This is a genomic window from Collinsella sp. UBA1693, assembly GCF_002320115.1.
GTDB classification, from domain to species: Bacteria; Actinomycetota; Coriobacteriia; order Coriobacteriales; family Coriobacteriaceae; genus Collinsella; species Collinsella tanakaei.
The window spans coordinates 124,577-137,476 of the sequence record NZ_DCJT01000013.1 but is presented as its reverse complement, the minus strand read 5'-3'; the positions used below and the strand labels follow the sequence as shown (position 1 = coordinate 137,476).

9 protein-coding genes are annotated in these 12,900 nt (G+C 62.3%); 2 read left to right on the top strand and 7 right to left on the bottom strand.

All coding sequences use genetic code 11. From position 1 onward, the window contains the following. Window positions 1-15: 15 nt before the first annotated feature. The 7 genes from B3H65_RS09630 to B3H65_RS09600 all read right to left on the bottom strand — a co-directional run bounded on the left by B3H65_RS09630 (window position 16) and on the right by B3H65_RS09600 (window position 10,575). A complete protein-coding gene (locus B3H65_RS09630; protein WP_286685066.1) occupies window positions 16-1,431 on the bottom strand; it encodes a MurT ligase domain-containing protein in 1,416 nt (471 codons plus the stop codon). Window positions 1,432-1,514: 83 nt separating this feature from the next. Beyond that, entirely contained in the window at window positions 1,515-2,252 is a 738-nt protein-coding gene (locus B3H65_RS09625; protein ID WP_286685065.1) for a glutamine amidotransferase, read from the bottom strand. Window positions 2,253-2,547: 295 nt separating this feature from the next. Further along, window positions 2,548-6,090: a pyruvate:ferredoxin (flavodoxin) oxidoreductase gene (nifJ, locus tag B3H65_RS09620; RefSeq protein ID WP_286685064.1), complete on the bottom strand. Its 3,543-nt coding sequence runs from the start codon at window positions 6,088-6,090 to the stop codon at window positions 2,548-2,550. Window positions 6,091-6,739: 649 nt separating this feature from the next. Next, complete coding sequence (gene recR / locus B3H65_RS09615) at window positions 6,740-7,336, bottom strand: recombination mediator RecR (RefSeq protein ID WP_009141187.1); 597 nt, start codon at window positions 7,334-7,336, stop codon at window positions 6,740-6,742. Between the two features lie 29 nt (window positions 7,337-7,365). Further along, entirely contained in the window at window positions 7,366-7,686 is a 321-nt protein-coding gene (locus B3H65_RS09610) for a YbaB/EbfC family nucleoid-associated protein (RefSeq protein ID WP_009141186.1), read from the bottom strand. A 184-nt stretch (window positions 7,687-7,870) separates the two neighbouring features. After that, on the bottom strand, window positions 7,871-10,285 hold the full coding sequence (gene dnaX / locus B3H65_RS09605) for a DNA polymerase III subunit gamma/tau (RefSeq protein ID WP_286685063.1): 2,415 nt from the start codon (window positions 10,283-10,285) through the stop codon (window positions 7,871-7,873). Between the two features lie 80 nt (window positions 10,286-10,365). Beyond that, entirely contained in the window at window positions 10,366-10,575 is a 210-nt protein-coding gene (locus B3H65_RS09600; RefSeq protein WP_009141183.1) for a hypothetical protein, read from the bottom strand. A gap of 130 nt (window positions 10,576-10,705) precedes the next feature. On the opposite strand from B3H65_RS09600, the gene B3H65_RS09595 reads away from it, so the two are divergent. Both B3H65_RS09595 and B3H65_RS09590 read left to right on the top strand, forming a co-directional pair. After that, window positions 10,706-11,347, top strand: a complete 642-nt coding sequence (locus tag B3H65_RS09595; protein ID WP_286685062.1) for a hypothetical protein — start codon at window positions 10,706-10,708, stop codon at window positions 11,345-11,347. Window positions 11,348-11,702: 355 nt separating this feature from the next. Beyond that, window positions 11,703-12,659 (top strand): hypothetical protein, encoded by a 957-nt coding sequence (locus B3H65_RS09590; RefSeq protein WP_286685061.1) that lies wholly within the window; start codon window positions 11,703-11,705, stop codon window positions 12,657-12,659. Window positions 12,660-12,900: the final 241 nt, after the last annotated feature.

Here is a 12,900-nt window from a genome sequence, read left to right as displayed (position 1 = left end):
GCCGGCGCGCGATTCCTACCCGCGCAGGCGCTCCGCCACGCGCGTGCGAAACGCATCGGCCTGCTCGCCGTTAAAGATGTCATACGCGCAGAACACGCCATCGATACCGTCCAGCTCGACCATATCCGCAGCCTCCTGCTCGGTCTCAGCCAGATAAATGTTGTCCTTATCGATACCCGCCATCAGCAAACGCAGCAGCAAATCGTCCGAATTCGCACCCTGGACAATAACCTGCTTGATGGCTGGGTCCGCCAGATACTCGAAATCGGCCTGATAATACCAACCAGTGTACTCGGTCTTCTTGGGATTGGTGGCAAGGTAGTAATCCGCCAGCATCAGCACCACGGCCTTGTCGCCCGCCTCGCGGCAAATAGTCGCCAGGGCGGTCGAGGTGGCGGTGCTGTTCTCGCCCTTGGAAGCGGTGTTGACCAGGCGCATGCCCTTCACCGTCTCCTCGCTAAAGCGCGCCGCGGTGACGTTGACTTTGCCGTCCGCCAATGTGCGCTGCAGGTCCTTGGCCGAGACACCAAGTTCGCGAGCCGTCACCAACGCGGAAACCAAGTTATACAGATTGGTGATTGAGTACGTGCCGATGTGATAGGTATACTCCGGCGCCACGCCGTCTTTCGCATGGCACAGCTCGCGCACCGTAAAGTCATGCGCCTCTTTATCCACGCGGGTCACCAGATAGTCGGGCTCGGGATTCTTGAAACCGCACGACGTGCAGTGCGCGCGACCCAGATGGCGCAGGTGGCACCAGTCATACTCAAGCGCGCCGCCACACTCCGGGCACGCGGTAAGATCGCAGACAATACCCTCCGGCCCCTCAAGATCGTCCTCAAGATGGTCGATGGAAAAGTAGGTGCGATTGGTCGCCTGCGGCGCAAGGCGGCAGGAGATCAAGTCATCCGCGTTGAGCACCAGATGCGTCGAGGCGGGAATGTTCGCATCGATCACGCTAAAGATATAGTCAGGGTTAGCGTTACGGGTAAAGTTGTCGCGATACAGGTTAGCGACCAGCATCACCTCGGGAACCATATGGGGCAGCACGCGGCGCGAGGACAACTCGTCCAGCTCCATGCAGGCCACCTGGCAGCGCGGGGAGCCGCTCATACGCGCGTTCTTTATGAGAGAGCTCTCGATACCCGTGATGATGTTGCCGCCGGCGCGGTTGGTCACCAGATCGAACCCGCACGCAAGCAGAATATCGTCCAGCAAATTGGACGTGGTTGTTTTGCCGTTGGTACCCGTTACAAATACAACGCGGCGCGGCTTGGGGCAGCGGGCGAGAAAATCGGGGCAGATGGCCTCGGCAACGGAACCGGGAAGCTGGCCGCCGTTTCTGCGGGCAAGCTTAAGCGCGGCGGCCGTTGCCTTACCCGCGGCGAGCGCGAGGTAGAAGCGAGGCGTTTTGCTGGTGGAAGTACTCACTATTATGAACTCCTTGGCTAGGAGGGCGTGTAGTGCATGTTTGTGGACGAGGACAGGTCGCGGGCCTAAACCCAGCCTAGCGCCTAGACATCCATACCCGGGGTCGCGAAATCCTTGACGCGCTGGCTATAGGACCTCATCGCAACGTCTTCGAACGCCAGGGGCGCATCCGCCTCGCCCATGGTATCGAGCAACCAGCGGGTGAAAGGCGGATTGATGGTGAGAAGCGGGCCCAAAAACCAAGTGCCGATGAGGTTCTTGCGACGCACGCCCTCGTAAGCGCTTTTCTCGTTGATGCCAAAACCCTGTTTGAGCACGCAGAAGGGACATTTTTCATTTTTGCCCTCGGCCTGCGTGAATTGCATTTTGAAACCGACGATATCGATGGGGTCCGCCCCCGGCGCGGGCTCAAAGGTACCCAGGCCAACGCCGGTGAATCGCTGGGGCGTCAGTTGGTGCGTCACGATATCAAATAGCCCCAGGCCGGTGATGCCGCGGCCCTCCGGCGTAATGATCATGTTGCCCAGAAGCTCGACCGCGTTACCGGTAAAGAGCATGGGGACGCCGGCGTCTGCGAGTTCCGCCAAGCGGTCGCGATACGGCATGAGCGCCTCGAGCACACGTTCCTGCTGGCGCTCGGTCATGCCGCATAGCAGGACCAACGACAGGTCATCGCGCGTGGCAAACGCGGGAACCTCGCCAAACGCGGTTTCTATAAAGGTGGCATGAGGCAGGCAGGCGCGCAGGTACATCGCATTGCCGTTATCCCCCGCCTGGTTGCCAAATTCGGGATAGAGTATCTCAACTGTTGTTTGTGCCATTCAATTCCTCCCGTTCAATCCATCCGCATGCAATTATCCAACATGCGCGCGCATGAGGGCGGCGCAACCATATAAAGAGCAGAGCGTGCAAGAAGGCGACGCGAGAACGCCAGCTTGCAAACGGGACGGAAAACAGAGGATATACGGACGAGAATTGGCCGAAGGCAGGGCGCCGGTTCGACCATGGCCATCGTCCAAAAACAAAAGGGACCAACTCGCCCGCTAAGACGAGTTGGTCCCTTGTTCTACCGGTCAAGCGTTAAACGCATGCCCTAAAAAGCAGTCCGAAAAAGCTTTAGGCCTCGTTATAGAGGGTCTTGAGCTTCAGCAGGTGCTGGTAGCGCTCCATAGCCGCCTTCTCATTAGCAGCGAAGAGCTCCTCGGCACGCTCCGGGAAGGAACGGGTGAGGGAGGCGTAACGGGCCTCGTTCATCAGGAAGTCCTGATAACCGCCTGCGGGCTCCTTGGAGTCGAGCGAGAACTTCTTGCCCTCGTCGGCAGCCGGGTTGAAGCGGAAGAGGTTCCAGTAACCGCACTCGACAGCCTTCTTCATCTCGGCCTGGCAGTTCTGCATGCCGCCCTTCTTGATGGAGTGCATCTCGCAGGGGCTGTAGCCGATGATGAGGGACGGGCCGTCGTAAGCCTCAGCCTCCTGGATGGCCTTGAGGGTCTGAGCCGGGTTGGCGCCCATAGCGATCTGGGCGACATAGACATAGCCGTAGCTCATAGCGATCTCGGCGAGGCTCTTCTTCTTGATGGCCTTACCGGAAGCGGCGAACTGGGCAACCTGTCCCAGGTTGGAAGCCTTGGAGGCCTGGCCGCCGGTGTTGGAGTAGACCTCGGTATCGAAGACGAAGACGTTGACGTCGTTGCCAGAAGCCAGGACGTGGTCCAGGCCGCCGAAGCCGATGTCGTAAGCCCAACCGTCGCCGCCGAAGATCCAGAAGGACTTCTTGGTGAGGTATGCCTTATCGGCCAGGATAGCCTTGGCCTTGTCGCAACCGCAGGCCTCGAGCTGCTCGATGTAGGCGGCAGCGGTGGTCTTGGAGGCCTCGGCGTCGTTGCGGGCGTCCAGCCATGCCTGAGCAGCGGCCTTCAGCTCGTCGGTAGCGCAATCGCTGGCCATGAGCTCCTCGGTCTCGGCGACGAGCTTGCCCTGGACGGCCTTGTAGCCAAGCTCCATACCCAGGCCGTGCTCGGCGTTGTCCTCGAACAGGGAGTTGTTCCAAGCCGGGCCGTGACCGCCCTTGTTGGTGCAATAAGGAGCGGTGGCAGCGGGGTTGCCCCAAATGGAGGAGCAGCCGGTGGCGTTGGAGATGAACATGCGGTCGCCGCAGACCTGGGTGACCAGGCGCGCGTAAGCGGTCTCGGCGCAGCCTGCGCAGGAGCCGGAGAACTCAAGCAGCGGCTGCTTGAACTGGCTGCCCTTGAGGTTCTTGTTGATGAGAACGGGCTTCTCGGAGACGTTGGCGACGCAGTAGTCGAAGGTCTTCTGCTCGACGAGCTCGCCCTCGGCGGGAACCATGGTGAGAGCTTCCTTGGGGCAGACCTTGGCGCAGTTGGTGCAGCCCATGCAGTCAAGCGGGCTGATCGCGATAGCGAACTTGAGGCCGGTGTCCTTGGGGATCTTGACGTCGAGGGTGCGCATGGTATCGGGGCCGGCAGCGACCTCGTCCTCGGTCAGGCCGAACGGACGGATGGTGGCATGCGGGCAGACATACGCGCACTGGTTGCACTGGATGCACTTGGTCTCGTCCCAATGCGGAACCATAACGGCGACGCCGCGCTTCTCGTAGGCAGAGGCGCCCAACTCGAACTGGCCGTCGGCGCAATCCTTGAAGGCGGAAACGGGCAGGGAGTCGCCGTCCATGCGGGCGATGGGCTCCATGAGCTCCTTGACCTGCTTGGCGATGGCGCTCTTCTGATCGTCGGTGAGGATCTCAGCGGGAGCCTCGTCCGTGGCGTCAGCCCAGTCAGCGGGGACGTCGAACTTCTTGAAGGCGGTAGCGCCGGCGTCGATTGCCTTGTGGTTGGCGTCGACGATGGCCTGGCCCTTCTTCATGTAGGACTTGGTAGCGGCGTCCTTCATGTACTGCAGCGCCTCCTCGGCGGGCAGAACCTTGGCCAGCGCGAAGAACGCGGACTGCAGAACGGTGTTGGTGCGCTTGCCCATGCCGACCTGCTCTGCCAGATCGATAGCGTCGATCAGGTAAACCTGGATGTCGTTCTTGGCGATATAGCGCTTAGCGGTCGCCGGCATGTGGGAGGCGAACTCCTCGGGCGTCCACTGGCAGTTGACCAGAAAGGTGCCGCCGGGCTTGACGTCGCGGACCATCTTGAAGCCCTTGACGATGTAGCTGGGGTTGTGGCACGCAACGAAGTCGGCCTTGGTGACGTAGTAGGGGCTGCGGATGGGCTTGTCGCCAAAGCGCAGGTGGGACACGGTCACGCCGCCGGTCTTCTTGGAGTCGTACTGGAAGTAGGCCTGGACGTACTTGTCCGTGTGGTCGCCGATGATCTTGATGGAGTTCTTGTTGGCGCCAACGGTGCCGTCGCCACCGAGACCCCAGAACTTGCACTCGATAGTGCCAGGGGCAGCGGTGTTGGGAGCGTCCGGATCCTCAGCCAGGGACAGGTTGGTGACATCGTCCACGATGCCCACGGTGAACTCGCGCTTGGGAGCGTCAGCCTTGAGCTCCTCGTAAATCGCGAATGCGGAGGCAGGGGTGGTGTCCTTGGAACCCAGACCGTAGCGGCCGCCGATGACGGTGATGTCGCTCTTGCCGGCCTCGTAGAGAGCGGAGACGACGTCCTGATACAGAGGCTCGCCGATGGAACCCGGCTCCTTGGTGCGGTCCATGACGGCGATCTTCTTGACGGTCTCGGGAAGAACGTCAACGAAGTGCTTGATGGAGAACGGACGGAACAGGCGAACCTTCACCAGACCGACCTTCTCGCCCTTGGCGTTGAGGTAGTCGATGACTTCCTCGAGGACGTCGCAGAAGGAACCCATGCAGACGACGACGCGGTCGGCGTCGGGAGCGCCATAGTAGTTGAACAGGCCGTAATCGGTACCCAGCTTGGCGTTGATCTTGCCCATGTACTCCTCGACGACGGCGGGAAGCGCGTCGTAGGCGGAGTTGCAGGCCTCGCGGTGCTGGAAGAAGATGTCGCCGTTCTCATGGCTGCCGCGGGTGTGCGGATGCTCGGGGTTGAGAGCGTGATCGCGGAACGCCTGGACAGCGTCCATGTCGCACATCTCGGCCAGATCGTCGTAATCCCAAACGGCGACCTTCTGGATCTCATGGGAGGTGCGGAAACCGTCGAAGAAGTTGAGGAACGGAACCTTGCCCTCGATGGCCGCGAGGTGGGCGACCGGAGAAAGATCCATGACTTCCTGGACGTTGCACTCGGCGAGCATGGCGAAGCCGGTCTGGCGGCAGGCCATGACGTCGGAGTGGTCGCCGAAGATGTTGAGCGCGTGGGAAGCGACGCAGCGCGCGGAGACGTGGAACACGCCCGGCAGGCCCTCGCCAGCGATCTTGTACATGTTCGGGATCATAAGCAGCAGGCCCTGAGACGCCGTGTAGGTGGTGGTCAGAGCGCCAGCGCCAAGGGAACCGTGAACGGTACCGGCAGCGCCTGCCTCGGACTCCATCTCGACGACGTTGACGGGCGTTCCGAAGATGTTCTTCTTGCCCTGGGCTGCCCACTGGTCGACGTGATCGGCCATAGGGCTGGACGGCGTGATGGGATAGATACCCGCCACCTCGGTGAACGCATACGAAACGTATGCGGCGGCCTCGTTGCCGTCCATAGACTTGAACTTACGCGCCATATACCCCTCTCCTCTCGTGTGGGTGTACATGTGCGGGGGCGCGTCACCCCCGTTCGGACTCCCGCGGCGAGCGCGGAACTCCGGTGTTGCCGTTCGCATGTAGACGTGCCCAGGCGATGTCGGGAAACGCCCTCAGATCAAAATCTGCATGCAGACTCATTGTACCCCCATACTTCGGTTAGCCTTATCTAATTGCGAACGTACTCACCTCAGATGTTGAGATTCACGATTAGACGAGGTAGCCCCGCACGCCGGGGCCGCGCACGTGCAATTAGCAGTGTGCACCCAGGTATTACAGGGAACCGTTTCCGAGCTTATAAACGGTCCCCTGTAATACCTGGACGGATGCCGGCATTTTCTGAAATGACTCCTCGTAATACCGGGTATTGAAATATGCCGCTTCGAGACCCGAAAATGGTCTTCTTTAATACATATTTTGAGATTGGTATTAAAGAAGACCGCTGTTTCGATGAAAAATGGTAAATGGTAATACCCAGATTATCTGGATATTACCATTTACCATTTCTACAGCTAAAAGTAGCCAGAAGTAATACAAGTATCACTTCTGGCCAAAATGTAATCGCATGTAAGACGCGCCTTGAAACACCAACGCGACCGCCCCGAAGGCACCGCCCCTTTCCGGCTGTCGCTATAACGTGCGACGCGCCTCGATGGCACGCCCCAGGGTCAACTCGTCCGCATACTCAAGATCGCCGCCCACGGGCAGCCCACTCGCCAGACGGCTCACCGCCACGCCCAAGGGTTTAATGGTGCGGGCGAGATAGCTCGCAGTGGTCTCCCCCTCGATATTGGGGTTGGTCGCAATGATGACCTCTTGGATGTCCTCTGCGCCCAAACGTCCTATGAGTTCGCGGATGCGCAGCTGGTCCGGTCCGATCTTGTCCATGGGGCTGATGACGCCGCCCAGCACGTGGTACAGACCGTGATAGCTGCCCGTGCGCTCGATGGCGGACACGTCGCGCGGCTCGCCCACCACGCAGATGCGGGTGGTGTCGCGCGTGGAATCCGTGCAGATATCGCACTCGTCCGCCGTAGCGTAGTTAAAGCATCGACTGCAAAAATGAACCTGCTCCTTCACCTGCAAAATCGCATGGGCCAGCCGGCGCGCCTCCTCGGCGTCCGCCTCCAGCAGGTGATACGCGATGCGCTGGGCGGACTTAGGGCCAATGCCCGGGAGCCGCCCCAGCTCATCGAGGAGTATTTGCAAGCTGCGGTCTGCTGACATCTCCGTCTACTCGTCCAATCGCGCGGAAACTAGAAGGGCATGCCGGGGATATTGAGTCCACCGGTGATGGAGCTCATCTGCTTGCTGGCGACCTCGCTGACGCCGCGGATAGCCTCGTTGACGGCGGCGACGATCATGTCCTGCAGCAGGTCGACATCCTCGGGATCGAGTGCATCCGGGTCGATCTGGATGGAGACCAGCTCGAGATCGCCGTTGACGGTCGCCTTGACCATGCCGCCGCCAGCGGAAGCATCGATGGTGACGTCCTTCATGCTCTCCTGCGCCTGGGCAAGCTGCTCCTGCATCTTGCGGGCCTGCTTCATCATTTCCTGCATGTTCATTCCGGCCATGGGGACTCCTGTCTGGTCGAGGGGCGCGGGTGGCCCCGGCTTTCGCTTCTTTTACGTTTGGCATGGTACCACGCGCGCGAGGGCGCCGTAGCGCCACGTCCCCCGTAGGCGCGTCCGCAACGGAAACCGCCGGACCGCGGTAAGCGGCTTGCGATGGAAGACGGCAGCCGGAAACAAGGCGGGGCTACTCGCCAGGTTTGAACACGATACCGGGACCAAAGATGTCGCCCAACATGGACTTGGCCTCTTCCTCGTTCTTTGGAATCTGGTCCTCGGCGCCGGGGTGGGTCGCCCACGGCAGGGTTCCGGGCGCAGCCGCGGGGGCAGACGGGGCGACGGGGGCAGATGCGGGCAGCGCGGGATTTGGAGCCGCGGACGGGGCCGCCGTCGGCGCGGGCACGGACGGCGTCGCGGGCGCGTCTGCGGGCAGGTCCACGGGCGGAACGTCCGCGTCGCCCTCATAGGCGGCAATCGCGGCGTCGTCATAGGGAACCTGCTCATCCTCCCATGCCTTGCGATCCGCCTCGATATCGCGCTCGGCAACAACGGTGGGACCGCTTGTATGGTCAGCTTGGGGAGCTGCTGCGGGCACGGGGGCCGGTGCCGGAGCTGGCTGTTGCGGGACGGGAGCCGGGGAGCTCGCGGGGGCGGCGGCGGGCTCGGGGGCGGCGGCCGGTGCGGAAGGCACGGGCGCGGGCGCGCCAGCCATGGTGAACTCGACTTCGCGCTGCCCAAAGACCTGCACCGCAACGGGGATGATGACCGACTGGGAGTCCTTGCGAGCAAGCATCTTCATCGCAAAGCCGGACCCCGCGGGAAGCTCGACCACCAGCTTGGAGCCATCGTCCGAAGCCGCGTGAGCGCTCTGCAGCAGTGCGCCATGGGAAGGATGGGCGGCAACCACGCGCTTCACAACGTCCGTCCACTTTCGCTGCAGCTCGCCCGCATCGGTGACGGGCGCCGACGGCGAAGCCGCGGGCGCAGAGGCAGGCACCGGCGCAGGCTGTGACGCAACGGGCATCGGTGCGCTTACAGGCGCGGCGGCGGTACGAGGCGCAGGGGCGGCTGCCGGCTGCTTGGGTTGGGTCGGCTGCTGGGGCTGGGTCGGCTGCTGGGGCTGCACCGGGGCGGGTGCCGGCGCGGGCGCGGCCTTGGGGGCAGCGGGCTGCGACTGTACTGGCGCTGCCGCCGGAGCGACGGATGCCGCGGGGCGCTGCGCGTTTTTCATCCAAGGCAGGTCGCCAGAGCTTGATGCAGCCGGCTGGGGCGCAGGGCGCGACGGCGCAGTGGCGGGAGCGGCGGCAGACGCGCCGGCGGGGGCGGCAGCAGAAGCCGCGGGCGCCGAGGTAGCGGGGCGGCTGGCGCCGCTGGACGAAGCGGAGGCGACGGCACCGCCCAGCGCGGCGAGCGCCGCAGCGTCCATAGGCGCGCTGGGCACGCCGGAGGCGATCCTTGCCTCCAGGCGATCCAGGCGCTCGGCCAAAGCCTCAAGCGTCAAATCAGATTCCGGACGGGCCAACCTGGTGAGGGCGATCTCCAACACCAGACGCATATCGCTGGCGTTGCGCATCTCAAGCGCGGCATCGTCCAAAACCGTCAAGACGCGCGCCAAGCGGTCGGCGTTCTCAAAGAGAGAAGCCTCCTCCTTAAGCGCCGCCGCCTCCTCGGGCGTGCAATCTAGCAGCTCGGGCTTGGCGCCGGCGACAAAAGCGGTGTAAACGTCGCGCACGTGCCCCACCAGGTCGCGCGCGAGCTCCATAAGGTCGTTGCCCTCGTCCACCTGCGTGCGCACCAAGCCAAAGAGCTCAACCACGTCGCGCGACGCGATGCCGCGGGCGAACTGGGCGAGAATGGTCGAGGACACCTCGCCCAAAAGCGAGCGGGCATCTGCCAGGCGCACGGAGCCCCCACCAAAGACGGAGAGCTGCTCCAGGGTGGAAAGCGCATCGCGCATGCCGCCGCGGGCGTGCTTGGCCACAATCTCCAGCGCTTCCTCGTCATATGAGAATCCCTCTTGCTCGCACACGTAGCGCATGCGGGCCAGAATGTCCTCATTTGAGATGCGGTGGAAGTCGAAGCGCTGGCAGCGCGACAAAATGGTGTCCAGCAGCTTTTGCGGATCGGTGGTGCACAGGACAAAGACCACGTGGCTGGGAGGTTCCTCCAGCGTCTTGAGCAGGGCGTTGAACGCCTGCGTGGTCAGCATGTGGACCTCGTCGATGATGTAGACCTTATAGGTGCCGCGCACCGGGGCGAAGTTGACGGAGTTGATAATCTCCTCGCGGACGCTATCGACGCCCGTGCGGCTTGCGGCGTCCAGCTCGTAGACATCCGGGTGCGCGCCCTCGGCGATGGCCTCGCACTCCGGGCAGGTGCCATCTGGCATGCAGCCATGGTCGCCATGGGCCTTCTGACACAGCAGCGCCTTGGCCAGGATGCGTGCCATGGTGGTCTTGCCCGTTCCGCGCGGACCGCAGAACAGGTACGCATGGGACAGTCGCCCCTCTGTGACGGCGTGCTGCAACGTGGACACAATATGCTGCTGGCCCACTACGCTCTCAAACGTCAGCGGACGATATTTTCTGTAGAGCGACTCCATGGGAGCTCTCCTCCTTATAACATGCTGAAACAACGACGCGTATGCGCGCGAGGATGAACGGGAAACGCAAAGGCCTGGGGCTACAGCCCGCGCTCCGCAAGCCTGCGGTCAATGTCTCGCAGGATGGAGCGGATAGCGAAGAGCTGCCGGTAGGTGGCGCTCTTGACCTTGCCCTGGGACCTCAGCCGCTCCATCCGCTCGCCCGTCTGGGCAAGCTCGCTGCGAACATCGCGCGCAAAGGCGTCGTATGCCGCCAGGCGCGTCGCCGCCTCTGCCGAGTCAGCGCTCATATTCGTCCACCTCCCAGGGTATATACTCGCTTACCGCACCGCCGGCGCGCGACCGCGCCGGATGCGTGTTTACCCATGATACCTTTTGGCGGGCGCGGCTATACGCACGGCCGCATGGAGAGGAAGCCACATGAGCGATCTTTCGACCGACCCTTCAACCACCCCCATCGATACCGTCGCGCGCGTTGAAAATGTAGACGGGACCGCCCCCGCCGATGGCTCCGCCGAGCGCCGCCGTCCGCGCTTTATCTGCGAATACGAATACACCGACGACCTCCTCACCCGCTTCGCGCGCATGCAGGTGAGCGCAAAGCGCCGCGGGGCCCTGCTTTTGATGGGCTGCATCGAGATCGCGATTGGCCTGCTGTGGATCTTCTCGCCGCAGTCGCTGCATTGGGCCGGCTTTTTCTTTGTCGCCGTGGGCGCGTACAGCCTGTGGTACCGCTCCAACATGTACCAGAACCTCGCCCGGCGCTACATTCGCTCCATGGAGAAGGACGAGAGCGAGATGGGCGGGCGCCACCGTCGCATCGTGGTAACCGATGAAGCGGCGATCGTCTTTGCTTCCGACGATCGCTCGCAGCGCTACGAGTTCTCCGAATTTACCGATTTCCAGCACGACGACGCCATGTTCGTCGCCATCTTTGGCGTGAACGGCGTGGCGTTCCCCGTCGACTCCTTCACCCTGGGAACCGCCGCGGAGTTTGGCGACTTCCTCGCCTCGAAGCGCTATCCCGCCGGCTCCATGGGACCGGATACGCCCAACCGATAGGCGGACACCCCCGCCGGCTCGTCCAGAGCTACAGAGCTATTCAATGTTGACGACAATGTTGATGAAACGCACAGAAGGACGCTTTTCCAGCCAGTCATCATGCGAAAAAGCGTTCCTTTTGTGCGTTTTGCCGTTTGCGGAACCCCCGACATCGCGGAGACGCCGCCAACGCAGCTCGTAAAAGCAGATTGGCCGCCTATAGAGCGCACATATTAGGACAATATGCGGAAGATTCTCTGCTGCAGCATCCTCCATCCTTTATTGCGCTGCGCTTCCCATACCGTCCCCGCATGGGAAGCGCGCGATCCAGCAACACATGCATATGGGCATGCATATGGAAGAGTGAGGACGATCCATGAGTAAAGCCTATGATCGGACGCTCGATACGCTACTCGCGGAAGCCGATACGAAAGGGATGTGCCTCGCCCCGCGCGATCGCCACCTGAAAAGGCTGCTGCGCGCCCGCGTCAGCTCCGGCAGCGTAAAGGAGCCCGCAAAAGGGCTGTTCGTCAGTGCCGCCCGATGGGAATCTGCGGACATGACCAAGCGGGCGCAAGCATGGCGCATTATCCGCGGGCTGCAACATCTGCATCCAGCATGGGTCTTCTGCAGCTTCAGCGCCGCCCTGATTCATGGCCTCGAGCTCTCCAACCGCCTTCTAAAACCCGTCCACGTAATCTCGCACCGAAGCCGGATCACCAACGATATCGTCCACCACGCCGTCGACTCGTTCGAAATCAGAACCGTCATGGGATTGCGCGCCACCGACATGACCAGAACGCTATTCGATTGCCTAAAAAGCTGCACGTTCCCCCAAGGACTTGCCATAGCGGACTCCGCCCTTCGAACCACTCGGACCTCGCGCGAGGGCTACCTCCGCGCGATCGAACGGCGCTATCACGACCAGGAGGGGGTCCAGAAAGCACTCAGGACGATGTCGCATGCAAACGGGCTCAGCGAAAACGGAGGGGAATCGTACGCGCGCGGTGCCATGATCGAGCTGGGTTTCAAGACGCCTGACCTGCAAGTGCGCCTCACAGACCCGCTCAACCCCTCAATCGAGTACAGGATAGATTACGGATGGGACGTAGGTGACCACCTTATCCTGGGGGAACTTGACGGCAAGGGCAAGTATGCCAGCAAGAGCGGGGCCCCGCTCGACCTTGGCACCGTAATGGCCGAACGAGAGCGAGAGGCCCGCATTACGACGTATCGCCCCGTCATCTTCCGTTTCGCGTTCCCCCTTGTATACAGACCCGATGAGTTCGCAGCGCTGCTTGATGCGCATGGCGTTCTCCGCCTCAACTCCTGATCGCCAATCAGCATCTCCCCGCCCCCCGGCTGGCGCCGTCCCCGGCCCCCGGCCGGCGCTGTTCAGACCCGTCCGTCGCGCATTTTTCGTGAGAACCACAAATGGACGCTTTTTCCTTTGTCTCCAAGCCAGAAAAACGACCGTTTGTGGTTCTCATCGCAAGCGGAGCCGGGCCCGCCCCGTACGGGCAGGAACACGAGCGGGATGCGGGCAGACACCGCGCGGCGTGCGCGCGGCGCCT

Bases quoted from the DNA above. Each gene is read 5' to 3' on its own strand.
- B3H65_RS09590 (WP_286685061.1), top strand. From the start codon at position 11,703: ATGAGTAAAGCCTATGATCGGACGCTCGATACGCTACTCGCGGAAGCC.
- recR (WP_009141187.1), bottom strand. From the start codon at position 7,336: ATGTCAGCAGACCGCAGCTTGCAAATACTCCTCGATGAGCTGGGGCGG.
- B3H65_RS09600 (WP_009141183.1), bottom strand. From the start codon at position 10,575: ATGAGCGCTGACTCGGCAGAGGCGGCGACGCGCCTGGCGGCATACGAC.
- B3H65_RS09610 (WP_009141186.1), bottom strand. From the start codon at position 7,686: ATGGCCGGAATGAACATGCAGGAAATGATGAAGCAGGCCCGCAAGATG.
- dnaX (WP_286685063.1), bottom strand. From the start codon at position 10,285: ATGGAGTCGCTCTACAGAAAATATCGTCCGCTGACGTTTGAGAGCGTA.
- B3H65_RS09625 (WP_286685065.1), bottom strand. From the start codon at position 2,252: ATGGCACAAACAACAGTTGAGATACTCTATCCCGAATTTGGCAACCAG.
- nifJ (WP_286685064.1), bottom strand. From the start codon at position 6,090: ATGGCGCGTAAGTTCAAGTCTATGGACGGCAACGAGGCCGCCGCATAC.
- B3H65_RS09595 (WP_286685062.1), top strand. From the start codon at position 10,706: ATGAGCGATCTTTCGACCGACCCTTCAACCACCCCCATCGATACCGTC.